Genomic DNA, 25659 nt, shown 5'->3' with positions numbered 1-25659 from the left:
AAATTCACCGCTCTCCGGACGAACGTGCCGAAGCACGCCGTCGCATCGTGTTCCACTTCCGAGGCCCCCGGACTGCGGAGCCTCTCACCGCAGCCCGCTTTCTGCCAAAGCGGGGTTGCCGCAGCGCGAGCGCCGTCCGCGCAGCGGGGTCCTCACGCGCGAAGGCGATCAGGAGCCCGATGGCGAACATGGTCGGCAGCAGGGCGGAACCCCCGTAGGAGAACAGCGGGAGCGGGACACCGGCGATCGGCAGCAGACCGAGCACCGCACCGATGTTGATCACGGCCTGCGCCGTGATCCAGGTGGTCACGCCACCCGCGGCGTACCTCACGAAGGGGTCCTCCGTGCGTCCGGCCACGCGGATACCCGCATAGCCTAGGGCCGCGAAGAGTGCGAGCACCGACAGAGTGCCCGCCAGGCCCAGTTCCTCACCCGTGATGGCAAAAATGAAGTCCGTGTGCGCTTCGGGCAGTTGACCCCATTTCTCCACACTCGCGCCGAGGCCCGAGCCGAAGAGCCCTCCGTTGGCGAGGGCGTAGATGCCGTGCACGGCCTGCCAGCAGGAGTCGCCGGGGCCCGGTTCGGTGGCGCCGAGGCAGGCGAGGCGGGCCATGCGGTTGGGGCTGGTCTTGATGAGGATCACACCGAGGGCCACCGCGACGGCGAGCACGCCGCCGAAGAGCCGGGTCGGCGCCCCGGCCAGCCACAGGAGGCCGAACAGGATCGCGGTGAGGATGATGGCGGTGCCCATGTCGCCGCCGAGCATGATCAGCCCGAGCAGCATGAAGGCGACCGGCACGAGCGGCACCAGCATGTGCTTCCACTGGGTCAGCAGCCGCCTGTCCTGTTTGCGGGCGAGCAGGTCGGCGCCCCACAGCACGAGCGCCAGCTTGCCGAACTCGCTGGGCTGGAGCTGGAAGGGGCCGCCGACCGAGATCCAGTTCTGGTTGCCGTTGACCGCGACCCCTATCCCCGGCACCTGGACGAGGATCATCAGGAAGACCGAGCCGAGGAGTATCGGGTACGCCAGCGCCCGGTGCAGCTTGGACGGCATCCGGGAGGCGGCCAGCATCAGCAGGCCGCCGAGCACCGCCGCGAGGAACTGCTTGCGGAAGAAGTAGCTTCCCGGCAGCGACAGCTGGAGCGCGGTGATCTGCGAGGCCGAGTAGACCATCACCAGCCCGAGCACGGTGATCAGCAGGCTGCCGCCGAGGATCAGGTAGTACGCGGTCAGGGGCCGGTCCCAGGCACGGCGTGCGCGGCCGTAGAGGCGGCTCACGGCGTTGTCGCGCGGAGGGCGGGGCCCCGGGGGTCGCCGGGGGGCGCGCTGGACGGGAGGGCGTCCTGTGCGGCTAGCGGGCACGGCGGGCCTCCCTCGGGGCGGGCGGGCGCCCCGCCGGGGGCTCACCGGGCCCCGGCGGCCTCAGGCGCACGGGGCGGGCGCCGGGGCGGCACGGCGCCGTGCCGCCGGCAGAAGACCTGCGTCGGTACACCGACCACGATGACGTCACGCGTCGCTCCCAAGGATCCCGGGCGCCCGGGCCGGCCCAGGGCCTGCCGTCAGGCGTCCGCGGCGCCGAGTTCGCGGACTGCTTCCGCGAACATGTCACCGCGCTGGTTGTAGTTGGTGAACATGTCCATGGAGGCACAGGCCGGCGCCAGGAGCACCGTGTCGCCGGCGCGGGCCAGCCGGGCCGCCTCCTGAACCGCCGCGGTCATCGCCCCAGTGTCGGTCCGGTCGAGGTCGACCACCGGTACCTCGGGGGCGTGTCGCGCGAGGGCTTCGCGGACGAGGGCCCGGTCCGCGCCGAAGAGTACGGCACCCCGCAGCCGCTTCGCCGACCCGGCGACGAGTTCGTCGAAGGTCGCGCCCTTGGCGAGGCCGCCCGCGATCCACACGATCGACTCGTAGGCCGCCAACGAGGCTTGTGCCGCGTGTGTGTTGGTGGCCTTGGAGTCGTCGACGTAGGCGACGCCGTTCACGTCCGCGACGTGCTCGATGCGGTGGGCGTCGGGCCTGAAGGCCCGCAGCCCGTCGCGTACGGCCTTCGCGGGCACGCCGAAGGCGCGGGCCAGGGCCGCCGCCGCGAGGGCGTTGGCGATGTTGTGCGGGGCCGGCGGGCGGACGTCCGCGATCTCGGCGAGTTCCTGGGCCTGCCTGTGCCGGTCCTCGACGAAGGCGCGGTCGACCAGGATGCCGTCCACGACGCCGAGTTGGGAGGGGCCGGGGGCGCCGAGCGTGAAGCCGACGGCCCGGCAGCCCTCCTCGACGTCCGCCGCGCGCACCAGGTCCTCGGTGGCCCTGTCGGCCGCGTTGTAGACGCAGGCGACCTGATTCCCCTCGTAGACACGGCCCTTGTCGGCGGCGTACGCCTCCATGGAGCCGTGCCAGTCGAGGTGGTCCGGGGCGAGGTTCAGGACGGCCGCGGAGTGGGCGCGCAGGGAGGGCGCCCAGTGCAGCTGGTAGCTGGACAGCTCCACGGCGAGCACGTCGAGGTCGGCGTACGCCTCGTCGGTGCCCAGGACGACGTCGACGATCGGCGTGCCGATGTTGCCCACCGCGGCCGTGCGCAGGCCCGCGGCGGCCAGGATCGAGGCGAGCATCCGGGTCGTGGTGGTCTTGCCGTTGGTGCCGGTGACCGCCAGCCAGGGGGCGGCCTTCCTGCCGTCGTGGCCGCGCAGGCGCCAGGCGATCTCGACGTCGCCCACGACGTCCACGCCCGCCTCCGCGGCGGCCCGGAAGAGCGGGCTGTCCGGCTTCCAGCCCGGCGAGGTGACCACCAGGTCGGTGCCCCCGGGCAGCGTGTCCGCGTCCGCGAGGCGTACCGCGATGCCCTGCTGTTCGAGGGGGACGGCCCGTTCCCGGTGCGCCGGGGAGTCGCCGCCGTCGACGACCGTGACCGACGCGCCGAGGCCGGCCAGGGCGCGGGCGGCGCTGATGCCGCTCACGCCGAGGCCGGCGACGGTGACGTTCATGCCCTGCCAGGCGGAGGCGGTCGTCACTTCTTGGCTGCCCATCCGGCGTAGAAGAGGCCCAGTCCGACGATGACGCACATGCCCTGGATGATCCAGAAGCGGACCACGACAAGGACTTCGGACCACCCCTTGAGTTCGAAGTGGTGCTGCAGCGGTGCCATCCGGAAGACGCGTTTGCCGGTCAGTTTGAAGGAGCCGACCTGGATGACCACCGACATGGTGATGAGGACGAAGAGGCCGCCGAGCAGGGCGACCAGGATCTCCGTGCGGGAGCAGATCGCCAGACCTGCGAGCGCGCCGCCGAGCGCCAGGGAACCGGTGTCCCCCATGAAGATCTTGGCGGGTGAGGTGTTCCACCACAGGAAGCCGAAGCAGGAGCCCATGAGGGCGGCCGCGACGACCGCGAGGTCGAGCGGATCCCTGACCTCGTAACAGGCGCCGGGGTTGGTGAGGGTCTGCGCGTTGGCGCAGGACTCCTGGAACTGCCAGACGCCGATGAAGGTGTAGGCGCCGAAGACCATGGTGGCGGCGCCGGTGGCCAGGCCGTCCAGGCCGTCCGTCAGGTTCACGCCGTTCGACATCGCGAGGATCATGAACAGCGCCCAGACCACGAACAGCACCGGGCCGATGGACCAGCCGAAGTCCTGCACGAAGGAGAGCCTGGTGGAGGCCGGGGTGTTGTTGCGGTTGTCCGCGAACTGGAGCGCGAGGACCGCGAAGGCGATGCCGACGATCAGCTGGCCGGCCATCTTCGCCTTGGCCCGCAGACCGAGCGAGCGCCGCTTGACGATCTTGATGTAGTCGTCGAGGAAGCCGACCACGCCCATGCCCGTCATCAGGCCGAGCACCAGCAGTCCGGAGAACGTCGGCGGCTTCCCCGTGATCACCTTGCTGAGGAAGTACGCCAGCAGCGTGGCCAGGATGAAGGCGATGCCACCCATGGTCGGCGTACCGCGCTTGGCGTGGTGCTCGCGCGGGCCGTCGTCGCGGATGTACTGGCCGTAGCCCTTGCGGGCCAGCAGCTTGATGAGGAGGGGGGTGCCGATGAGAGTCAGGAAGAGGCCGATGACTCCCGCGAACAGGATCTGATTCATCATCGGACGGCGACCTCACCCTCGGTGCCCTCGACCAGCGCCTGCGCGACCCGCTCGAGACCGACCGACCGGGACGCCTTCACGAGTACGACGTCTCCCGGGCGCAGCTGACTGCGCAACAGGTCGACCGCCGACTGTGCGTCGGACACGTGCACCGACTCCTCACCCCACGAACCCTCGTTATATGCGCCCAGTTGCAGCCAGGACGCTTCCCTGCCCCCGACCGCGACGAGCTTGCTGACGTTGAGCCGGACGGCGAGCCGCCCGACCGCGTCGTGCTCGGCGAGCGCCTCGTCCCCGAGCTCGGCCATCGGGCCGAGCACCGCCCAGGTCCGCCGCCCCTTGCCCATGGCCGCGAGCGCGCGCAGGGCGGCTCGCATGGACTCGGGGTTCGCGTTGTAGGCGTCGTTGACGATCGTCACGCCGTCCGGGCGCTCGGTGACCTCCATCCGCCAACGGGAGAGGGTGCCCGCCTCGGAGAGCGCGGTGGCGATCTCGTCTGCGGACAGGCCCAGCTCATGGGCGACGGCGGCGGCGGCGAGCGCGTTCGACACGTGGTGCTCACCGTACAGGCGCATGGTCACCTCACTGCACCCGGAGGGTGTGTGAAGCCTGAACGAAGGCTGTCCGCTCCCGGTGAGCCGTACGTTCTCGGCCCGTACGTCCGCTTCGTCGGACTCCCCGAAGAGGATCACGCGTGCTTTCGTGCGCGAGGCCATGGCGCGGACGAGGGGGTCGTCGGCGTTCAGGACGGCGACGCCGCCCTCCTCGGCCGGGGGCAGTGCCTCCACCAGCTCGCCCTTGGCCTGCGCGATCTGCTCGCGGCCGCCGAACTCGCCGATGTGGGCGGTGCCGACGTTGAGGACGAGGCCGATCCGCGGGGGCGTCAGGTCCGTGAGGTGGCGGATGTGGCCGATCCCGCGGGCGCCCATCTCCAGGACGAGGAAGCGGGTCTCCTCGGTGGCGCTGAGCGCGGTGAGCGGCAGCCCGATCTCGTTGTTGAGGGAGCCGGGCGTGAAGACCGTCGGCGCCTTGCTGCGGAGCACCTGCGCGATCAGGTCCTTGGTGCTGGTCTTGCCCGCGGAGCCGGTGAGGGCGACGAGGGTCGCGCCGAGCCGTCGCACGACGTGGCGGGCGAGGGCGCCGAGGGCCCGCTGGACGTCGTCCACGACGATCGCGGGGACGCCGACGGGCCGGGAGGCCAGGACGGCCGCGGCACCGGCCGCGACGACGTCCGCGGCGAAGTCGTGGCCGTCCGCGCGCTCGCCCGCGAAGGCGACGAAGAGGCTGCCCGGCTCCACCTCCCGGGAGTCCCTGACGACCTGTCCGGTGACCTGCACCGACGGATCCGGTATGTCGTGCGTCTGCCCGCCGGTGACTGAGGCGATCTCGGCGAGGGAGAGGGCGATCACAAATTCATCCCTGGGTCTTCTGGATAGCTGCGCGGAGCACCTGGCGGTCGTCGAAGGGACGGACCACCCCGGCGACGTCCTGGCCCTGTTCATGGCCCTTGCCCGCGATCAGGACGGTGTCGCCGGGCCGGGCGCGGGCGACGGCCGCGGCGATCGCGGCGGCCCGGTCCTCGAAGACCTGGACCTCTCCGCGCTCGTGCGCCGGCACCTCGGCGGCGCCCGCCAGCATCGTGGCGAGGATGGCGAGGGGGTCCTCGCCGCGGGGGTTGTCCGAGGTGAGGACGGCGGTGTCGGCGAGCCGGGCCGCGGCGGCGCCCATCGGCTTGCGCTTGGTCCGGTCCCGGTCGCCGCCGCAGCCGAGGACGATGTGCAGCCGGCCCTCGGTGACCTTGCGCAGGGCCCGCAGGACGGACTCCACGGCGTCGGTCTTGTGCGCGTAGTCGACGACCGCAAGGTACGGCTGTCCGGCGTCCACGCGCTCCAGGCGGCCCGGCACGCCGGGGACGGCGGCGATGCCGTCGGCGGCGGTCTGCGGGTCGATCCCGGCGACGGCGAGGGCGACGATCGCGGCGAGGGTGTTGGCCACGTTGAAGGGGCCCGCGAGCGGCGACCTGGCGGTGATCCGCTCGCCCTTCGGGCCGACCGCGACGAAGGCCGAGTCCATCGGGCCGACCCGCACGTCCTCGGCGCGCCAGTCGGCGTCGGGGTGCCCCTCGGCGGAGAAGGTCACCACCGGGACGCCGGCCTCCTCGACGAGCCTGCGTCCGTACTCGTCGTCGAGGTTGACCACACCGAGCCTGCTGCGTTCCGGTGCGAACAGCCGCGCCTTGGCCTGGAAGTAGTCCTCCATGTCCGAGTGGAACTCCATGTGTTCCGGGCTCAGGTTGTTGAAGACCGCGATGTCGAAGACGCAGCCGTCGACGCGGCCGAGGACCAGGGCGTGGCTGGAGACCTCCATGGCGACCGCCTCGACGCCCCGCTCGCGCATGACCGCGAACAGCGCCTGCAGGTCGGTGGCCTCGGGGGTGGTGCGCTCCGACTTGATGCGCTCGTCGCCGATGCGCATCTCCACGGTGCCGATGAGTCCGGTGCTGCGGATGCCCCGGAGACCGCCTTCGACGAGGTACGCCGTCGTGGTCTTGCCGGACGTGCCGGTGATGCCGATCTGGAGGAGGTCGCGGCCGGGGTGGCCGTAGATGGAGGCGGCCAGCTCGCCCATCCGCGCGCGCGGGTCGTCGACCACGAGGACCGGCAGGCCGGTGGCCCGGGCCCGGTCGGCCCCGGTCGGGTCGGTCAGCACGGCGGCGGCGCCGAGGCCGGCCGCCTGGGTCACGAAGTCGGCGCCGTGCACCCGGGCTCCGGGCAGCGCGGCGTAGACGTCGCCCGGGCGCACCGCGCGGGAGTCATGGGTGATGCCCGTGACCCCGACGGCGCCCGTGGCGCCCTCCGGACGCTCCGCGCCCAGCTGACCGGCCAGCTCCGCGAGGGGTGTGGCGGAGTTCTGGACCGGTCGCGGAGGCCCCGGATAGGTCACAGGGACGCCCTTCTGGGTGGTTCGGGACTGATCGGCGTGTGGCACGGCGGTGAGCGTACCGGGCACACCCCCGCCGGAGCGAAGCGAGGGGCGCGGCGGGACGGACGGCGAACCGTCGTCGCCGGAGTCGGGAGTGATCGTTTTCACTAGGTGGTTCCTGGTCGGTGTCGCGGGCGGTGACGAGGCGCCGGTCGGGGCCTGATCGGTGCCGGTCAGGGGGTGAAGGTGACGGGGAGTCTGGCCGCCGGGTTCCCGGTGGGCGGCACCTGGAGGGTCTTCAGTGCGAATTCCAGGACTTCCTTGTAGACGGGCCCGCAGATCTGGCCGCCGAAGTAACTGCCCTCGGTGGCGTTCTGGATGGCGCAGTACACGGTGACGCGGGGGTTGTCCGCGGGCGCGAACCCCGCGAAGGACGAGGTGTACCCGTGGTAGCGGCCGGTGGCCGGATCCACGCGGTTGGCCGTGCCGGTCTTGCCCGCGACGCGGTAGCCGGGGATGCGCGCCTTGGTGCCGGTGCCCTCCTCGTCGTCCACGACGGACTCCAGCATCTGTGCGAGGGTCTTCGCGGTCTTCTCGCTGACGACCCTCGTCCTCTTCGCCTCGGGTGCCGGGGTGAAGTGTCCGTCGGCCCCCTTGGTGCCGCGGACGAGGGTCGGTTCCACGCGCACGCCGCCGTTGGCGATCGTCGAGTAGACGGAGGCCGCCTGCATCGCGTTGACGGACACGCCCTGGCCGAAGGGGATCGTGTACTGCTGGGAGGTCGACCACTGGTCGGCGGGGGCGAGGATGCCCTTCGTCTCGCCGGGGAAGCCGAGGCCCGTGTAGCCGCCGATGCCGAACTTGCGCAGGTACGAGTGGAGGACCCGGTTGGCCTCCTTCTGCGTCTTGCCGAGCTGGCCGGTGGCCAGGATGGTGCCGATGTTGCTGGACTTGGCGAGGACGCCGTTGAGCGTCAGGTACCAGGTCGGGTGGTCGATGTCGTCGCGGAAGAGCCGGTCGCCGCGGTGCAGCCGGTTGGGCACGGTGACGTGCGTGGCGGGGGTGGCGGCGCCCTCCTCCAGGACGGCGGCCATCGACATGACCTTGGCGGTGGAGCCCGGCTCGTAGGCGTCCTCCAGGCTCCAGTTGTGCAGGGCGCTCCCGTCGGCCTCGGACAGGTCGTTCGGGTCGAAGCCGGGGGCGTTGGCCATCGCGAGGATCTCGCCGGTGCGGTTGTCCTGCACCATGACGTACCCGCGGTCCGCCCCGGACTTCTCGACCTGCTCGGCGATGGCGTTCTGCGCGGCCCACTGGATGTCCCGGTCGATCGTCAGCTCGACGTCGGAGCCGGCCACCGCGGGCTTCTCGGTGGAGCCTGCGGTCGGCACCTGCCGTCCGCCGGACTGGGCGTAGCGGATCTCGCCGTCCTTGCCGGACAGCTTGCCGTCGAGCTGCTGTTCGATGCCGCCGCCGCCCTTGCCGTCGGCGTTGACCCAGCCCAGTATCCCGGCGCCGAGCTCACCGTTCGGGTAGATCCGCTTGCTGCTGGGCTCCTGGAGGACGCCCGCCAGGATGTTCGCGGGCCCGCCCTCGCCCGCCTTCTCGGCGAGGGTGCTCTTCAGGTCCTTGATCTGCGTCCAGACCTGCGGGGTCTGCCGACGGGCGAGCACCACGTAGCGGGTGTTCCCGGTCCGCAGCTTCTTGGCGAGGTCGCCGGGGTCCTTGTCGAGGATCGGGCCGAGCAGGGCGGCGGCCTGCTCGGGGGCGTCGTCGGTCTCCGTCGCCTTCCGCGTGAACAGGGTGGGGTCGGCGGTGATGTCGTTCGCGTCCACGCTGATGGCCAGGTCGACGCCGTTGCGGTCGGTGATCCCGCCGCGCTCGGCGGCCAGGGTGCGGCTGAGGTACCGGTTCTTCTCGGCCTTGGCGGTGTACTCGCTCGCGTCGACCGCCTGCACCTGCAGGAGCCGTACGACGAAGGCGGTCAGCACGAGGGCCAGGGCGAGGCTGACCAGGCGCAGCCGCGGGCGGGGGCTGCCGAGCCGGATGACGCGCGGGCTCTTGGCGCGGGGCGGAGCGGGGCGGCGTGCGGGCCGGGCGCCGGGGCCCGGGCGCCGGGGCCCGCCGGGCTTCACGGGGCGGCCGGACCGCACGGGCCCGCCGGGCTTCTGGGAGCGGGCGGGCGCGGGCACCCGGCGGCGCGGGGGTTCCCTGTCGGACACTTCCGTCACCTGCCGGGGGTCGTGGAGGCCGTCGTGGACTGCGGGACGGGTTCCGTGCTGGTTCCTGCCACGGGATCCGGGGCGGGATCCGGGGCGGGATCCGGAATGCCGCCGCTCATCGGGGTCCCGGTGGACGGCAGCGGGCCTGTGGACGGCAGCGGTTCGGCGGGGGCCGGAGCCGGTCCGGGGGCGAACGCCCCGGGCGGACGGACCACGGTCAGGGACGACTGCTCGGCGGCCGCGCCGGGTACGCCGAGGACCGTGCCGTCGGGGTTGAGGAAGGCGGGGTCGCCGCCGGGCACCATGCCGAGCTCGCGGGCGCGGCGCTGGAGGGCGTCGGGCGCGGAGTAGGCGTCCACGTCCCGCTGGAGCGCCTGTTCCTCGTCGGTGAGGCTCTTGGTGTCCTTCTGGAGGTCGTCGAGCTGGAACGAACCCTCGCTGAGCGCGGAGTTCAGCACCAGCAGCCCGATGAGACCGCCGCCGAGCAGCAGGACGACCAGCAGCACGAAGGGCGTACGCGCGGCCTGTCCGGAGCCGGTCGGGAAGAGCCGCGCGAGCCGGGCCGCCCGCCCCCGCAGTTCGGGTCTGCTGTTCACCCGCCCTCCAGGTGGGCTCGGGTCCGCGGCACCCGGGTCCGGGGCCCGGCCCCGGGTGGCCGGTGGGTTCGGCCGTCCACCTCACGCGCCCTTGCGTTCACTCGGCGTCCTCCCGGATCCGTTCGGCCCCGCGCAGCCGCGCGGGGGCGGCCCGCCGGTTCTGCGCGATCTCTTCCTCGGTGGGAAGTTCGGCTCCGCGGGTGAGCAGCTTGAGCCGGGGCTGATAGCGCTCGGGGACGACCGGCAGTCCGGGCGGCGCGGTGACGGCGGCACCCGCCGCGAACACCTGCTTCACCAGGCGGTCCTCCAGGGAGTGGTACGACAGCACGGCGATCCGGCCCCCGACGGCGAGCGCCTTCACCGCGGCGGGAACGGCCCTCTCCAGGACGGTGAGTTCGCCGTTCACCTCGATGCGCAGCGCCTGGAACGTCCGCTTGGCGGGGTTGCCGCCGGTGCGCTTGGCCGCCTGCGGCAGGGAGTCGCGGATCAGTTCGACCAGGCGCGCGCTGTTGGTGAAGGGCTCCTTGTCGCGCTCGCGCACGACCGCGGACACGATCCGCTTGGCCTGCTTCTCCTCGCCGTACGCCCGCAGGATCCTGACCAGTTCGCCGGGCGGGTAGGTGTTGAGCACCTCGGCCGCGCCGATGCCGGTCGTCTGGTCCATGCGCATGTCGAGCGGCGCGTCCTGGGCGTAGGCGAAGCCGCGGTCGGCCTCGTCGAGCTGCATGGAGGAGACGCCGAGGTCGAACAGGACGCCCTGGACACTCGGGAGGCCCAGGCGGTCGAGCACGTCGGGCAGCTCGTCGTAGACCGCGTGCACCAGCGTGGCCCGGTCGCCGAAGGGCGCGAGTCTCTCCCCGGAGAGGCGCAGGGCCTCCTTGTCGCGGTCCAGGGCGACCAGGCGCGCCTCGGGGAACCGGGTGAGCAGGGCCTCGCTGTGGCCGCCCAGACCGAGGGTGCAGTCGACGACCACGGCTCCCGGCCGCTCCAGTGCGGGGGCCAGCACGTCCAGGCACCGCTGGAGCATCACCGGGACATGTCGACTGTTGCTCAAGGGGGCCCTCTCAGGTCCGGCTCGGCCGGTACGCACCGCCGGGTCCCCGCCCTGCCGCCGCCGGCACGGTCGCCGGGGCCCGTCGGGGGTGGCAGTCCAGCAGGGAGGCCGTCTCGCCTCCCGCTTCGCGTCACTTTAGTCCACGGTGTCGCGCGGTCAATGAACCGGCCTGCGCGTCGTGGCTCTCCCCGCCGATCAAGCGGCAAATCGGCGATATTCACTCGTACGGGCGCACTCGGTCCACCCTTGTGGGTTACCTCACCACAACGATCATTGGTGTTCTTTGTACCGACTCACAGCAGGCCGGGACAGCGTGCGCCCCTTACCGTCATGGGTATGACGACTTCCGCATCCGTTCCCACCGAACCCGAAGACGCCATATCCCGATCCGGCAGCGTGACGGACCGGCTGGTCGAGGCCAACGAGCGGTACGCCGCCGCGTTCGCCGACCCCGGCATGGACGCCCGGCCGGTGCTGCGCGTCGCGGTCGTGGCCTGCATGGACGCCCGTCTCGACCTGCACGACGCACTGGGCCTGGAACTCGGCGACTGTCACACCATCCGCAACGCGGGCGGCGTCGTCACCGACGACGTGATCCGCTCCCTCACCATCAGCCAGCGCGCGCTCGGCACCCGCAGCGTCGTGCTCATCCATCACACCGGCTGCGGCCTGGAGTCCCTCACCGAGGAGTTCCGCCACGACCTGGAGATGGAGGTCGGCCAGCGCCCCGCGTGGGCGGTCGAGGCCTTCCGGGACGTCGAACAGGACGTACGGCAGTCCATGCAGCGCGTGCGGACCTCACCGTTCCTTCTCCACTCGGACGACGTACGTGGTTTCGTGTTCGACGTGAAGACGGGCCTGCTGCGTGAGATAGACCCCACCTGACGCCGGTTCGACCCGTCCAAAAACCGCAAGACCCGACATATCACGGCCAGTTATCCACAGGCGAGTGACACGAACCGGTAACGGCAACAAGAATGCGTGTGTGGCGTCGCGCGGAACTTTTCCCGCGTGGCGTCCGTGTTCGGGGTGGGCCGGTCCGCATCGCAGCGCGTCGGCCCGGAGAAAGAACGGGCCGAGGAGGGCCGGGTGACGACCTATGACGATCGAGCGAGCCTCACAGATCTGACCGCCACTGCGGAGAGAGTCCGCAGTTCGGTGGAGGAAGTGATCGAGGGCAAGCCTGAGGTCGTACGGCTTTCGCTGACCGTGCTGCTCGCCGAGGGGCATCTTCTGATCGAGGATGTCCCCGGCGTCGGCAAGACCATGCTGGCCAAGGCACTGGCGCGGTCCATCGACTGCTCGGTGCGGCGTATTCAGTTCACGCCCGACCTGCTGCCCTCGGACATCACGGGTGTGTCCATCTGGGACCAGCAGAACCGGGACTTCGAGTTCAAGCCGGGCGCGATCTTCGCGCAGATCGTGATCGGCGACGAGATCAACCGCGCCTCGCCGAAGACGCAGTCGGCGCTCCTGGAGTCCATGGAGGAGCGCCAGGTCACCATCGACGGGCAGACCTACGAGCTGCCCAGCCCCTTCATGGTGGTGGCCACGCAGAACCCGGTCGAGATGGAGGGCACCTACCCGCTGCCGGAGGCGCAGCGCGACCGTTTCATGGCCCGGGTCTCCATCGGCTACCCCAGCGCCGAGGCCGAGTTGCAGATGCTCGACATCCACGGCGGGGTCTCCCCGCTGGACGACCTCCAGCCGGTGGCGCACGCGCACGAGATCGTGAAGCTCATCGACGCGGTCCGCACGGTCCACGTCGCCGACCCGGTCCGCCGGTACGCGGTGGACCTGGTGGGCGCCACGCGCAACCACCCGGACCTGAGACTCGGCGCCTCGCCGCGCGCCACGCTGCACCTGCTGCGCGCCGCGAAGGCCTCCGCCGCCCTCAGCGGCCGGGACTACGCCCTGCCGGACGACATCCAGGCCCTCGCCGTGGCGGTCCTGGCGCACCGGCTGCTGCCCACCGCGCAGGCCCAGTTGAACCGCCGTACGGCCGAGCAGGTCGTCCTGGAGATCCTCCAGCGCACGGCCGTGCCGTCCGCGCCCCCGGCACCGGGGGGTCCGGCGATGGGCCGGAGCGCGTCCTTCTTCGGCGAGCAGCCGCCGCGGAGGCGGTGATGTCCACCGGGGGGATGCCCGCAGCGACGGCCGAGGAGGACAAGGGCGGACTGCGCACGGCTCTCGCCGGGCTCACCACGCGCGGGCGGTCGTTCCTGGCCGCCGGCATCGCGGCCGCCGTCTGCGCGTACGTGCTGGGGCAGAGCGACCTGCTCCGGGTCGGGCTGCTGCTGGCCGTACTGCCGCTGGTCTGCGCGGCCGTGCTGTACCGCACGCGCTACCGGGTCTCCGGCAGCCGCCGGCTCACCCCCGGGCGGGTTCCGGCGGGTTCCGAGGCGCGCGTCCATCTGCGGATGGACAACGTCTCGCGGCTGCCCACCGGTCTGCTGATGCTCCAGGACCGGGTGCCGTACGTGCTGGGGCCGCGGCCCCGCTTCGTGCTCGACCGGGTCGAGGCGGGCGGCCGGCGCGAGGTGTCGTACCGGGTGCGCTCGGACCTGCGCGGCCGCTATCCGCTGGGCCCGCTGCAGCTGCGGCTCAGCGACCCCTTCGGGATGTGCGAGCTGACCCGCGCCTTCTCGACGTACGACACCCTCACCGTCGTCCCGCGTGTGGAGCCCCTGCCGCCGGTGCGGCTGACCGGCGAGGCGAAGGGGTACGGCGACGGGCGGCACCGCTCGCTCGCGCTGGCCGGCGAGGACGACGTGATCCCGCGCGGGTACCGCTACGGCGACGACCTGCGTCGCGTCCACTGGCGTCTGACCGCCCGGTACGGCGAGCTGATGGTGCGCCGCGAGGAGCAGCCCCAGCGGGCCCGCTGCACGGTGCTCCTGGACACCCGGGGCATCGCCTTCGACGGCGCGGGCCCCGACTCGGCCTTCGAGTGGGCCGTCTCCGGCACCGCCTCCACGCTGGTGCACATGCTGGAACGGGGCTTCTCCGTCCGGCTGCTGACCGACACCGGCACCTCGGTGCCGGGCGAGGGCCCCGACGGGTTCGCCGGGGCCGGCCAGGAGTCGGCGGACGCGGCGGGACTGATGATGGACACCCTCGCGGTGGTCGACCACTCCGACGGTACGGGCCTGTCGCGGGCGTACGACGTGCTGCGCGGCGGCAACGAAGGACTGCTGGTCGCCTTCCTCGGCGACCTGGACGAGGAACAGGCGACGGTGCTCGCCAGGATGCGCCAGCGCAGCGGCGGGGCGGTCGCCTTCCTGCTGGACAGCGGGGCATGGGTGCGGGGCGCCGCCGACGAACGATGCGAGGAGCGGCTTCGGATGCTGCGTGAGGCGGGCTGGACCGCGCTGGCCGTTCCGCCGGGCACCGGTCTCGGCGACCTGTGGCGGGAGGCGGACCGGCAGCGCAACGGGGTCGCCCCGGCGGGCGGCACGGCGGGGGGCGGTGCCGCGTGAGCGGGCGTGCGCGACTGGCGCTGTGCGCCATGGCGGCGACGCTGATGGCGTCCTGCGCACTGCTGCCGCTGGTCGATCCGGCGACCTGGTTCCTGCAGGCCGCGTTCCTGCTCGCGATACAGACCGGGGTGGGCGCGGCGGCCCGCCGGGTGCCGCTCGCCCGGCCGCTGACGATCGCGGTGCAGGCGCTGGTCACCCTGGCGCTGCTGACCCTGTCCTTCGCCCGGGAGCAGGCCGTCGCCGGGCTGGTCCCCGGTCCCGACGTCTTCCGCCACTTCGGCGATCTGCTGCAGGCCGGCACGGACGACGTCGGGCGGTACTCGATCCCGGCGCCGCTCTCCGACGGCATCCGCCTGATGATGGTCGGCGGCGTCGTGGTGATCGGCCTCGCGGTGGACGCGCTCGCGGTGACGTTCCGCAGCGCGGCGCCCGCCGGACTGCCGCTGCTCGCGCTGTACTCGGTCGCCGCCGGGCTCGCGGACGGCGCCGCCGGCTGGGTCTGGTTCCTGCTGGCGGCCACCGGCTACCTGGTGCTGCTGCTGGCCGAGGGACGTGACCGGCTCTCGCAGTGGGGCCGGGTCTTCGGCGGCGGACCCCGCGCACCGGGCGCGGACCCTTCGGAGAACGCCCTCGCGCCGGTCCGCACGGGCCGGCGCATCGGCGCCGTCGCCCTCGGCATCTCGCTGGTCGTACCGCTGGCCCTGCCCGCGCTCGACGGCGGGCTGCTGGGCACCGCGGGGACCGGGGTCGGCACGGGTTCGGGGGGCGGCGGCACGATCTCCGCGGTGAACCCGCTGGTCTCGCTGCGCGACAGCCTGAACGTGGACGAGGACCGCGAGGTCATGTCCTACCGCACCAACTCCGAGGAGACGCAGGACCTCTACCTGCGGATCGTCTCGCTCGACGAGTTCGACGGCACGGCCTGGAAGCCGGCCAAGCGCCACGTCGAGGACGTGCCCGGGTCGTTCCCGACGCCGCCCGGCCTCGGTGACGACGTCCGGCGCACCGAGATCCAGACGAGGATCTCGGCGGCCGACTGGTACGCGCAGGACTGGCTGCCGATGCCCTATCCGGCCGGCCAGGTGGGCATCGGCGGCAAGTGGCGGTTCGAGCCCGTGGGCCGCACGCTGGTCGGCGACCACGGGCAGACCACGCGCGGCCAGGAGTACACGGTCAAGAGCCTGATCGTGCAGCCGACCGCCGACCAGCTGGCGAACGCGCCCGAGGCGCCCGAGGTGCTCAAGCGCGAGTTCACCAGGGTGCCCGGCTCGCTGCCGCCGGTGGTGGCCCGGACGGCGCGGGACGTCACCGCGGACGCCGACAACGACTACGAGCGCGCGGTGGCGCTGCAGGACTGGTTCGCCCTGGAGGGCGGCTTCACCTACGACACCGAGGTGCAGGTCGGCAGCGGGTCCCAGGCCATAGCGCGCTTCCTGCGGGACAAGCAGGGGTTCTGCGTCCACTTCTCCTTCGCGATGGCCTCCATGGCCCGCACGCTGGGCATCCCGGCCCGGGTCGCGGTGGGCTTCACCCCCGGTTCGCCCCAGGCGGACGGTACGAACTCGGTGGGACTGCGGGACGCGCACGCCTGGCCCGAGCTGTACTTCGAGGGCGTGGGCTGGACCCGCTTCGAGCCGACGCCCAACCGCGGCACCGTTCCGGAGTACACCCGGACGGACACGCCCGGCACGACGGTCCCCGACCCGGACGTGCCGTCGCGGTCCTCGTCCACGGAGCCGTCCGCCGCGCCGTCGAGCAGCGACAGCTGCACGGCGGCGGAGAAGAAGCTGGAGCAGCCCTGCGGCAGCGAGTCGCCGCAGGCGGCGTTCGGGGCGACCGACGACGATCCGCCGTGGTTCCTGATCCTCGTGCTCACCCTGGCCGGACTCGCCGTGCTCGCGGTGCCGCTGCTGCCGTTGCTGTGGCGGATGCGGACCCGGTCGATACGGCTCGGTTCGCACGCCCGGGCCGGGGCGGGCACCGCGCCGGGGGCCTGGCAGGAGGCAGGGGACTCGCGGCCCGGTTCGCACAGCCGGATCGAGGCGGATGCCACGGCCGCCACGCTGGGGGCCTGGCAGGAGGTCGGGGACACGGCGTGGGACTTCGGTATCGCGCCCGACGAGTCGCAGACGCCGCGCAAGGCGGCGGCGCGGATCGTCCGCATCGGGCACCTCGATCCGGAGGCCGCGGCCTCCGTCCACCGGGTCGCCGACGCGGTGGAGCAGGTCCTGTACTCGCCGCATCCCCGGCCGACCCCGGGCCTGGGCGATGACGTGCGCCGGATGAACGCGGGCCTGCGCGCCACGGCCGGCCGCGGTACGCGCCTGCGCGCACTGCTCGCGCCGCGCTCGGCCGTACGGGTGGTGTGGGCGGCCTCCGACCGCTGGATCGCGCTGAAGTCCCGGGTGGCGGCCCGCTGGGCGGCGCTCGTACGCCGCCCGTCGGGGCAGGGCAGCGGCTGAGCCGTACCGCCGGCCGAGCAGCGGGGGGCGTCCACCCGGTCCGGGTGGACGCCCCCCGCTGCTGCCCGTCGCCGGGGGCCCCGGCGACGGGTGACGCGGCCGGCGGCCGGGTACGCCGAAGGGGCGGTCACCTGTCGGTGGCCGCCCCTGTCTGCGCCTGTGTCCGTCCGGGCCTACGTCTGCCGGACGGGAGCCGGTGGGCTACTGACCGCCCTGCTCGTCACGGCGCCGTTGCCAGCGCTGTTCGATGCGGTCCATCATGGAGCGCTTCTGCCGGCCCCGACCGCTGGCCTGCGGAGCACCCGGCGCGCCCTGCGCGGGCTGTTCACCCGGCTTGGGGGCCTTGCGCCAACCGGTGACGGCGAGCACCGCGCAGCCCAGCATGACGAGAAAACCCACCACGCTGACCCAGATCTGCTGTGCGACCATTCCGGCCATGAGGAGCGCGATACCTACGAGGAAGCCCGCGACCGCCTGGTAGACCCGTCGCCGGGTGTACGTACGCAGCCCGCTTCCCTCAAGCGCTGTCGCGAACTTGGGATCTTCGGCGTACAGCGCTCGCTCCATCTGCTCGAGCATTCGCTGCTCGTGCTCCGAGAGCGGCACGGCGTCCTCCTCATCGTGCAGTCGCCGGGGCGACCGGGGGTCCCCTTCAGGATAGGCAGGGAATCGCCCCCGTGAAACCCGCCCCTCTGCGCCAATTCGCCAACCGGAACCCGCCATGGTGATCCGATCCGCTGAGGCGTAGATTCCCCAGCGACCGGCCCGTCATGCCGGACGGCCTCCCCCGATCATACGGCTCCGGGCGCCCGATCGGGGGGCCTGTGGCGTACTCCATCTGCCGTCGCGTCCCTGATCAGGGGTGCGGCACGGGAGGCGACTCACCTCTCGGTGGGCTCCCGCGTCTCACCCAGCACATGGAGCTGCGTGGCGACGGAGTGGAAGGCGGCGAGCTCGGCGGCCGCCGCCTCCAGCTTGAGCAGGGCCTCCAGGGCGCCCGGCTCGGTGTCGACGAGGACGCCGGGGACCAGGTCCGCGAAGACCCGTACGCCGTGCACGGCACCCACGTCCAGGCCCGCGTCCTGCACCAGCGCGGTGAGCTGGTCGGCCGTGAAGCGGTGCGGAACAGGGTCGCCCTCGCCCCAGCGGCCGTCCGGGTCGCCCAGGGCGTGGCGGGCCTCCGTGAAGTGACCGGCGAGGGCCCGGGCGAGCACGGCGCCCCCCAGGCCGGCGGCGAGCAGGCTGAGGACGCCCTCGGGGCGCAGCGCGCCGACCGCGTTGCGCAGGCCCTCGGCGGGGTCGTCCATGTACTCGAGGACGCCGTGGCACAGCACCGCGTCGTGGCAGCCGCGCTCGACGACGTCGAAGAGGCCGTGCGCGTCGCCCTGGACGCCCCGGACCCGGTCGGCGACGCCGGCCTCGGCGGCCCGGCGCTCGAGCGCGAACAGCGCGTTCGGGCTGGGGTCCACGACGGTGACACGGTGGCCGAGGCGGGCGACGGGCACCGCGAAGTTGCCGCTGCCGCCTCCGGTGTCGAGCACGTCCAGCGACTCCCGGCCGGTGGCCTTGACCCGGCGGTCCAGGGCGTCCTTGAGGACGTCCCAGACCACGGCGGTACGGAGGGAGGCGCGGGGGCGGGAGGGGTCGGAGCGCAGCGACGCCGGCTGAGGGGGGCGGGGGGAGGCGGGCGGGCGCATCGGGTCCGACACGGCAGTTGACTCCTCGGCGCGGCGCCGCCTCGGGTAGGGCGGAGCGATGTGGTTCCTCCCGGCCCTGTCCGGCGCGGGGAGATGCAGGCGTCCCAACTCTATTGCCTGCCGCCCCCTGCCCGGTGCCCTGTCTCGCGCGCCGGACGGACCGCCCCGCGACGACCCCTCACAGGCCCGGGCGACCCGGCCCGGGCCCTGGTCCCGTCACCCCGCGTCCGGCACGTCCGGGACGGCCTCCGGTGTGTGCCGCGCCTCCTGGTCGCCGTCCTGCCGCGGCTGGGGCAGGACCGGCTGGAGCACCAGCATGCGCTCGACGAGGCGCAGGAACATCGCCACGTCGCGCAGCAGGTCGTCGGCGTCACGGATGGTGGCCGCGCCCTGGATGCCGGCTTCCGCACGTGCCCTGCGGGAGGCTCCGGAGGCGAACAGCACACTCCACTCGGCGAGTTCGGGCGCTATCTCGGGGAGCACCTCCCAGGCGCTCCGTATCCTGGCGCGGCGCCTCGCGGTGGTCTCCGGGCGGCCCCGGGCGGCGAGCACGGCCGCGGCGGTGCGCAGGGCGGCCAGATGGGCCGTCGCGTACCGCTCGTTCGGTGTTTCCAGCAGGGACGCCTCGTCGAGGCCGGCGTGGGCCTGGGCGAGCAGATCGAGGGCGGCAGGCGGGGCCGTGGCACGGCGGAGCACGGGGTGCACGTCGCTCGCCGGACCGGTCAGCGAGGGGGCAGGGCCGGTGGCGCGGCGCCGGCGGGCGGCGGCTGCGGAAGAACTGGCCATGACGAACCTCCTGTCGTCTGGGTGACAGCACGCCCCGACGGGGAGTGCCGTATGTGCCTATCGTGCGGTATGCCACTGACAATCCGTTCTGACCTGCGCTTTTGCTTCGATCGTAGGTTCGGAGTAGTTTTTGCACTGACCAGTCAGTATAAAAACTTCGCGCTTCGAGGAGCCGACGGGTGGGGAAAGTTGTGGACGGTCCGCACGGACTCGGCGTCAGGGCCGAGGCCTTCGGACTCGAAGGGCCCCGCGGCTGGGCGTTCCGCGGTGTGGACGTGGACGCTGAGCCCGGTTCGCTGATCGCGGTCGAGGGACCCTCGGGCTCGGGCCGCACCTGCCTGCTGCTCGCGCTCACCGGCCGGATGAAGCCCACCGAGGGGCGCGCGAGGGTGGGTTCGTACGACCTCCCGAAGCAGATGGCGGCGCTCCGCCGGTTCAGCGCCCTGGCCCATGTGCCCGGCGTCACCGACCTGGAGCCCGCCCTGTCCGTGGGCGAGCACCTCCGCGAGAGGGCCCTGCTCCAACGGCGGTTCGGCGGCTCCGTGCGCGGCCTGCTCCGGCCCCGCCGGGAACGGTCGGCCCAGGCACGGCTGCGGGTCGACGGCGCGATGGCCGCCGCCGGGCTGGACCGGGAGGCGCTGCCCAAGGGATCCAGGACCGCCGTGCGCGACCTGGAGCGCCTGGAGGCGCTGCGCCTGTCCGTGGCCCTCGCCCTGATCGGCCGGCCCCTGCTGCTCGGCGTCGACGACACCGACCTCAAGCTCCCGGCGGCCGAACGGGCCGAGGCCTGGGCACTGCTGCGCTCCCTGACCAGGACCGGGACCACCGTCGTCGCGGTGTGCAGCGAGGCTCCCGAGGACGCGGTCGTGGTGTCCACCGCCCCCGCCGACCGGAACGGCAAGGACACCGGCACCGACACCGGCGCCGACAGGAACAACGACAACGACGACGACAAGGAGACGGTGGATGCGCACGCCGAAGCTGGCCGCGCTTGAGCTCAGGCGGTTCGGCAGGGGCAGGCTCCCGCGCGCCGCGCTGGCCGCGCTCCTGCTGCTGCCCCTGCTCTACGGCGCCCTCTACCTGTGGTCGTTCTGGGACCCGTACGGCCGCCTCGACCGCATCCCCGTGGCGCTGGTCAACGACGACAAGGGGGCCACCGCCGCCCACGAGAAGATCGTGATGGGCGACGAGATCACCGAGGGGCTGCGCCGGAGCGAGACGTTCGAGTGGCACGAGGTGAGCGCCGCCGAGGCCCGCAGGGGCGTCGAGAACGGCGATTACTACCTGTCGCTGACCATGCCGTCCGACTTCAGCCGCAGGGTCGCCTCCAGTTCGGGCGGCTCGCCGGAGACGGGCGCCCTCCAGGTGCGTACGAACGACGCGAACAACTACATCGTCGGGCAGATCTCGCGCACGGTCTTCAGCGAGGTGCGCACGGCCGCGTCGACCAAGGCGTCCCGGTCGTTCCTCGACCGGATCTTCGTGTCGTTCTCCGACATCCACGGGAAGACCGAGAAGGCCGCCGAGGGGGCGGACAGCCTCAAGGGCGGGATCGGGAAGGCGAAGAAGGGCTCCAAGGACCTCGCGGACGGTCTCGCGGACGCCGGGGCGGGCAGCGGCAGACTCTCCGCGGGGCTGAAGAAGCTCGACACGGGCGCGGCCGACCTGGAGGACGGCTCGCGACAGGTCTCCGAGGGCACGCAGAGGCTCGCGGACAAGGTCGACGGCGTCGCGGACGAGGTGGGGCCCTTCCTGAAGGGCAACGAGAAGGAGATCGGCGACACCGCCCGGCTGGTCGCGGACTCCGCCTCGGCCGTCCGCGACAACCTCGACACGCTGGCGAGGACGGCTCCGGCCGCCGCCGAGGGGGCCCGCGCCGCCTCCGACACCCTGAACGAAGTCCACAAGGCGCGCTGCGAGGACCAGGACCCGCCGCTGCCCGACGCCGCCTGCCCGGACCTGAAGAAGGCCAAGGACGCGGCCGCGGACGTGGCGGAGGTCGCCGACGACGTCAGCACGCTGGTGGCCGGCCGGAACGGCGACCTGGAGACGCTCGACAGGCACCTGGGCACCCTGGAGAAGCAGGCGCGGGCGCTGGCCGACCGCTCACCGCACCTGTCCGAGGACCTCGCCACGGCCGTCTCGAAGATCGACGAACTGAACAAGGGGGCCGGGAAGGTCGCCAAGGGCGCCAGGACCCTGCACACGGGTCTCGGCACGGCCAAGAAGGGCGCCACCGACCTCGACAGCGGGATCGGCAGGCTCGGGACGGGCGCCGACGACCTCGAAGGCGGCATGTACAAACTCGCCGACGGCTCGGTGAAGCTCGCCGGCGGACTGCACGACGGCGCCGGACGGATCCCGGACTACGACAAGAAGGACCGCGACCGGCGCACCGGCGTCATGGCCGACCCCGTGCGACTCGCCTCGAAGGACCTGCACAAGGCGCCCAACTACGGCACCGGTTTCGCCCCGTACTTCATTCCGCTGTCCCTGTGGGTGGGCTCGATGGTCGCCTACATGCTGATCCCGCCGCTCAACCGGCGCGCGCTCGCCGCGGGCGCCCCCGCCTGGCGCATCACACTGGCGGGCTGGCTGCCGGTGGCCGCCCTGGGGGTGCTCCAGACGGTCGCGCTGATGTCCGTACTGCACTGGGCGATCGGCCTGGAAGCCGTGCGGGCGGCCGGGACGGTGGCCTTCCTGTTCCTGGTGACGGCCTGTTTCGCGGCGATCGTGCAGTGGCTGAACGCGCGCTTCGGAGCGGCCGGGCGCATCCTCGTCCTCGCCTTCCTGATGCTGCAGCTGACCTCCGCCGGCGGCACGTACCCCGTGCAGACCAGCCCGGGCTTCTTCAACGCGATCCACCCCTTCATGCCGATGAGTCACGTCGTCGACGCCCTCCGGAGGCTCATCACGGGCGGCGGCCTGGGACCGGTCTGGCAGGCGTGCGCCGTGCTCGGCGCGTTCGCGGTGGGCGCCCTCGCGCTCACCGCGGTGTCCGCGCGGCGACGGCAGGTATGGACCCTCGACCGTCTGCACCCGGAGCTGAGCCTGTGACAATCGGGACCATGGAAAGCAGCAGGACGGTGGACAGCGGCGGCGGCCGGAGACAGGCGACCCGGCAGAAGCTCTACGAGGCGGCGGTGACCCTCATCGCCGAGCAGGGCTTCTCCGCGACCACCGTGGACGAGATCGCCGAGCGTGCCGGAGTGGCGAAGGGCACGGTCTACTACAACTTCGCCAGCAAGTCCGTCCTCTTCGAGGAGCTGCTGCGGCACGGCGTGGGGCTGCTCACCGCCTCGCTGCGGGAGGCGGTCGAGAAGACCGACGAGGAGGGCGGCAGCAGGGTCGACGCGCTGGACGCGATGATCCGCGCGGGCCTCGTCTTCATCCACCGCTACCCGGCCTTCACCCAGCTGTACGTGGCGGAGCTGTGGCGCACCAACCGGGCCTGGCAGTCCACCTTGATGGTGGTCAGGCAGGAGGCCGTCGCGGTCGTCGAGGACGTCCTGCGCGACGGCGTCGCGAGCGGTGAGCTGAGCGACGAGATCGACACCCCGCTGACGGCGGCGGCCCTGGTCGGCATGGTGCTGGTGGCGGCCCTCGACTGGCTGGCGTTCCAGCCGCAGCGGTCCCTGGACGACGTTCACGCAGCGCTGTCCCTGCTGCTCCAGGGGAGGGTCGGCGGGGGCCGCCCGGGACGCGGGTAGGCGCCGGTCCGGCGTGGCCGCGTCCCCCGCGGGCCACGCCGGACCGGCGCCCCTCCTGATCTCCCCCTCGCACCCCCGTGCGTCCCCCCGTGGTGCCCCCGGCGGTTCCCGTGTTCCGGTCCCCCCGGGTCCCCCCTTGTCTCGCTCCCGCCGAGTGCTCGGCGGAAGGAGCGGTGGAGGGCGCCGCACCGTTCCGCCGCCCCGTGTCGGCGGTGCCGGAGCCGCGCCCCTTCCCGTGCCACCACTGTCCCGTCCGCACGGGCCGCCACCCATCCGTGCGCGTACTCAACTCACCTCCTGGGTACGCGTACTCAGCCGTACGTACTCATGCCCAGGCCGAGCCGTCGCCGACTGGTTACGATCGCGTCCGTGTCCGTACTCCCCCTGGTGTTCACCAGCGGCTGGGCCAGCGGTGTCAACGCGTACGCGGTGGTGCTGCTCCTCGGCCTCTTCGGCGCGACCGGGCTCACCGACGAGGTGCCCGGGTCGCTACAGCGCCCCGAGGTCCTCGTCGCGGCGGGCGTCCTGTTCGTCTGCGAGGCCTTCGCCGACAAGATCCCGTACGTGGACTCGGTGTGGGACACCGTCCACACCGTGGTCCGGCCGGTGTCGGGGGCCGTCGTCGGGGCGCTGCTGGCCGGACAGAGCGGTTCGCTGTCCGAGCTGGCCGCCGGGGCGGTCGGCGGCTCGTCCGCCCTGGCCAGCCATACCGTCAAGGCCGGCACGCGGATGGCGATCAACACTTCGCCCGAGCCCTTCAGCAACGTCGTGATGAGTACCGCCGAGGATCTCGGGGTCGCCGGGATCCTGACCTTCGCGATGTTCCACCCCGGGGCCGCGGCCGTCGTCGCGGGCGTCCTGCTGCTGACGGGACTGCTGGCGCTCTTTTTCCTCGTCTCGCGGATCAGGCGGTTCCTGCGCCGCAGGGCCCGGCGCCGCGAGGAGCGACGGCTCGCGCGCCGGGCCGGGCCGCCGCCCGGCTGACCTCCGCGGGCGGGCCGGCTCCCAGGGGCGGGCGGCCGCCGGCGGCGGCCGGGGCCGCGGCCCCGGCTGTCGGTGGCGGCCGATACAGTCCCTGACATGGCACGGATCGTGGTGATCGGCGCCGGGATGGGCGCGATGGCGGCCGCGGCCCGGCTGGCCGTCGCGGGCCACCGGGTGGCGGTGTTCGAGCGCACGGCGGCGTACGGCGGCGCGGTGGGCCGCTTCGAGCGCGACGGCTTCGCCTTCGACACCGGCCCCGCGCTGCTCCGGGTGCCCGCGGTCTACCGCGACCTGTTCGTCAAGACGGGCAAGGAGCCGCTGGAGGCCTGCGTCGACCTGGTCCAGGTCGACCCGGCGGCCCGGCACGTCTTCGCGGACGGCACGGAGGTGTCCCTGCCCAACGCCTCCCGCGCGGGTGTCGTCTCGGCCCTGGACGAGGCCCTGGGGGCGGGCGCCGGTGAGCGCTGGGGCGACTTCCTGGTCCGGGCGCGCGAGGCCTGGGACCGGACGCGGCGGCCGCTCCTGGAGGAGCCGCTGTGGACCGACTGGCGGGTCCTCGGCGAGCGCGAGCCCTACCCGGCACTGCGGCAGCGGCGCCTGCTGCGCACCCGCAGCGCCGGCCGGCTCGCGGAGGTCGCCGCCCGGGAGCTGGCGGACCCCCGCCTCGCCGCCCTCCTGGAGAGCCACGCGCTGGCGTACGGTCTCGATCCGCGCGCGGCTCCGGCGAGTGCGGCCGTGCTGCCGTACATGGAGCACGCGTTCGGCGTGTGGTACGTGCGCGGCGGCCTCCGCGAGCTGGCCCGGGCCGTGTACGAGCGGTGCGTGGCCCGGCGGGTGGAGTTCACCTTCGGGGCGGCCGTCGAGCGGATCGTCGAGAAGGACGGCCGTGCGGCGGGCCTGGAGCTGGCCGGCGGGACCGTCGTGGAGGCGGACTTCGTGGTCGCCGGTGTGGCGCCCGGCGTGCTGGACCGGCTCGGTCCCCCGACGGCGCCGCGCGGCGTGGACGAGGTGCCCCCGCAGCGCGGGCTGCCGAGCCGGCTGACGGTCCATCTGGCGCTGCGTGGCCCGCGGCCGCCGGGAGCGGCGCACCGGACGGTGGTGCACACGGACGACCGCGCGGCGGAACTGAGCCGCCTGTTCGACGGCGGCCCCGTCGTGCCGGGACGGCCCACGGTCACCGTGACCCGGCCCGACGACCCCGCGTCGGTACCGGACGGCGCACACGAGGCGCTCACGCTGACGGCGACGGTGCCCGCCTGCGACAGCGCTTCGGACCCGGCCCCGCGCGGGGCCTTCGCGGAGCTCGCCGAAGAGATGATCACCCATGCCGGGCGGGCCGTGCACGACCTGCGTGACAGAGTCCTGTGGCACGAGGTGCGCACACCGCGGGACATCACGGAGGCGACCGGCGCGGACGGCGGCGCGGTGCCGGCCCCGGCCCTCGCCGCGGCCGGCGGACGGCTGCTGCACCCCGCCAACACCACGCGCCTGCCGGGCCTGTTCGCGGTCGGCGGCTGGGCGCATCCCGGCGGCGGACTCCCGCACGCGGGCATGTCGGGCGCGCTGGTCGCCGGGCTGATCGTGGAGGGACCGGACTTCCGGGGCTCGCAGTGACACCCGCGGGGCGGGCGCCGCGCCGGGTCCGGACCGGACCCGGGTCGGGGCCCGGCCCGGTCA

At 73.1% G+C, this 25659-nt stretch carries 20 protein-coding genes; 9 read left to right on the top strand and 11 right to left on the bottom strand.

Annotated features, from left to right (window positions below; translation table 11 throughout):
* Nucleotides 1-4: 4 nt before the first annotated feature.
* The 8 genes from ftsW to rsmH form a co-directional block, all read right to left on the bottom strand.
* On the bottom strand, nt 5-1363 hold the full coding sequence (gene ftsW, locus QFZ75_RS28365; RefSeq protein WP_307541341.1) for a putative lipid II flippase FtsW: 1359 nt from the start codon (nt 1361-1363) through the stop codon (nt 5-7).
* 197 nt (nt 1364-1560) lie between these two features.
* A complete protein-coding gene (murD, locus tag QFZ75_RS28360) occupies nt 1561-3018 on the bottom strand; it encodes a UDP-N-acetylmuramoyl-L-alanine--D-glutamate ligase (protein WP_307541339.1) in 1458 nt (485 codons plus the stop codon).
* The gene (gene mraY / locus QFZ75_RS28355; protein WP_307541337.1) at nt 3000-4073 is read right to left on the bottom strand and encodes a phospho-N-acetylmuramoyl-pentapeptide-transferase; all 1074 of its coding nucleotides are present in this window, start codon (nt 4071-4073) and stop codon (nt 3000-3002) included. Before mraY ends, murD begins: the two co-directional genes overlap by 19 nt.
* Nucleotides 4070-5482, bottom strand: a complete 1413-nt coding sequence (murF, locus tag QFZ75_RS28350; RefSeq protein WP_307541336.1) for a UDP-N-acetylmuramoyl-tripeptide--D-alanyl-D-alanine ligase — start codon at nt 5480-5482, stop codon at nt 4070-4072. Before murF ends, mraY begins: the two co-directional genes overlap by 4 nt.
* 4 nt (nt 5483-5486) lie before the next feature.
* A complete protein-coding gene (locus tag QFZ75_RS28345) occupies nt 5487-7163 on the bottom strand; it encodes a UDP-N-acetylmuramoyl-L-alanyl-D-glutamate--2,6-diaminopimelate ligase (protein WP_373465955.1) in 1677 nt (558 codons plus the stop codon).
* A gap of 65 nt (nt 7164-7228) precedes the next feature.
* Complete coding sequence (locus QFZ75_RS28340; protein WP_373465954.1) at nt 7229-9214, bottom strand: peptidoglycan D,D-transpeptidase FtsI family protein; 1986 nt, start codon at nt 9212-9214, stop codon at nt 7229-7231.
* Between the two features lie 5 nt (nt 9215-9219).
* Nucleotides 9220-9810, bottom strand: coding sequence for a septum formation initiator family protein (locus QFZ75_RS28335; RefSeq protein WP_307541331.1), 591 nt, complete (start codon nt 9808-9810; stop codon nt 9220-9222).
* Between the two features lie 97 nt (nt 9811-9907).
* Entirely contained in the window at nt 9908-10864 is a 957-nt protein-coding gene (gene rsmH / locus QFZ75_RS28330; protein WP_307541329.1) for a 16S rRNA (cytosine(1402)-N(4))-methyltransferase RsmH, read from the bottom strand.
* Between the two features lie 336 nt (nt 10865-11200).
* Here rsmH and QFZ75_RS28325 point away from each other — a divergent pair, with 336 nt between their 5' ends.
* From QFZ75_RS28325 to QFZ75_RS28310, 4 genes are all read left to right on the top strand, one after another.
* Nucleotides 11201-11749 (top strand): carbonic anhydrase, encoded by a 549-nt coding sequence (locus tag QFZ75_RS28325; protein WP_307541325.1) that lies wholly within the window; start codon nt 11201-11203, stop codon nt 11747-11749.
* A 204-nt stretch (nt 11750-11953) separates the two neighbouring features.
* Nucleotides 11954-12991 carry a MoxR family ATPase gene (locus QFZ75_RS28320; RefSeq protein WP_307541324.1) on the top strand — a complete coding sequence of 346 codons (1038 nt, stop codon included), beginning with the start codon at nt 11954-11956 and terminating at the stop codon, nt 12989-12991.
* Nucleotides 12991-14343 carry a DUF58 domain-containing protein gene (locus QFZ75_RS28315; RefSeq protein WP_307541323.1) on the top strand — a complete coding sequence of 451 codons (1353 nt, stop codon included), beginning with the start codon at nt 12991-12993 and terminating at the stop codon, nt 14341-14343. The genes QFZ75_RS28320 and QFZ75_RS28315 overlap by 1 nt, the downstream gene beginning before the upstream one ends.
* The gene (locus QFZ75_RS28310) at nt 14340-16805 is read left to right on the top strand and encodes a DUF3488 and transglutaminase-like domain-containing protein (RefSeq protein WP_307541322.1); all 2466 of its coding nucleotides are present in this window, start codon (nt 14340-14342) and stop codon (nt 16803-16805) included. Before QFZ75_RS28315 ends, QFZ75_RS28310 begins: the two co-directional genes overlap by 4 nt.
* Nucleotides 16806-17006: 201 nt before the next feature.
* Here QFZ75_RS28310 and QFZ75_RS28305 read toward each other — a convergent pair whose 3' ends face one another.
* The 3 genes from QFZ75_RS28305 to QFZ75_RS28295 form a co-directional block, all read right to left on the bottom strand.
* Nucleotides 17007-17411, bottom strand: coding sequence for a DUF3040 domain-containing protein (locus tag QFZ75_RS28305; protein ID WP_307541321.1), 405 nt, complete (start codon nt 17409-17411; stop codon nt 17007-17009).
* A 275-nt stretch (nt 17412-17686) separates the two neighbouring features.
* The gene (locus tag QFZ75_RS28300) at nt 17687-18514 is read right to left on the bottom strand and encodes a methyltransferase (RefSeq protein ID WP_307541319.1); all 828 of its coding nucleotides are present in this window, start codon (nt 18512-18514) and stop codon (nt 17687-17689) included.
* A 204-nt stretch (nt 18515-18718) separates the two neighbouring features.
* A complete protein-coding gene (locus QFZ75_RS28295; RefSeq protein ID WP_307541317.1) occupies nt 18719-19288 on the bottom strand; it encodes an SAV_6107 family HEPN domain-containing protein in 570 nt (189 codons plus the stop codon).
* A gap of 191 nt (nt 19289-19479) precedes the next feature.
* Between QFZ75_RS28295 and QFZ75_RS28290 the strand changes: the two genes are divergently transcribed.
* From QFZ75_RS28290 to QFZ75_RS28270, 5 genes are all read left to right on the top strand, one after another.
* Entirely contained in the window at nt 19480-20283 is an 804-nt protein-coding gene (locus tag QFZ75_RS28290; RefSeq protein WP_307544843.1) for an ATP-binding cassette domain-containing protein, read from the top strand.
* On the top strand, nt 20255-22345 hold the full coding sequence (locus tag QFZ75_RS28285) for a YhgE/Pip domain-containing protein (protein WP_307541315.1): 2091 nt from the start codon (nt 20255-20257) through the stop codon (nt 22343-22345). The genes QFZ75_RS28290 and QFZ75_RS28285 overlap by 29 nt, the downstream gene beginning before the upstream one ends.
* An 11-nt stretch (nt 22346-22356) precedes the next feature.
* Nucleotides 22357-22998 carry a TetR/AcrR family transcriptional regulator gene (locus tag QFZ75_RS28280; protein ID WP_307541312.1) on the top strand — a complete coding sequence of 214 codons (642 nt, stop codon included), beginning with the start codon at nt 22357-22359 and terminating at the stop codon, nt 22996-22998.
* A 369-nt stretch (nt 22999-23367) separates the two neighbouring features.
* Complete coding sequence (locus tag QFZ75_RS28275; RefSeq protein WP_307541310.1) at nt 23368-23982, top strand: DUF4126 domain-containing protein; 615 nt, start codon at nt 23368-23370, stop codon at nt 23980-23982.
* 96 nt (nt 23983-24078) lie between these two features.
* Entirely contained in the window at nt 24079-25596 is a 1518-nt protein-coding gene (locus tag QFZ75_RS28270; protein WP_307541308.1) for an NAD(P)/FAD-dependent oxidoreductase, read from the top strand.
* Nucleotides 25597-25659: the final 63 nt, after the last annotated feature.

It is taken from the genome of Streptomyces sp. V3I8 (assembly GCF_030817535.1).
GTDB lineage: Bacteria > Actinomycetota > Actinomycetes > Streptomycetales > Streptomycetaceae > Streptomyces.
The sequence above is the reverse complement of the archived record's forward strand: the minus strand, read 5'-3'. Positions and strand labels throughout refer to the sequence as shown.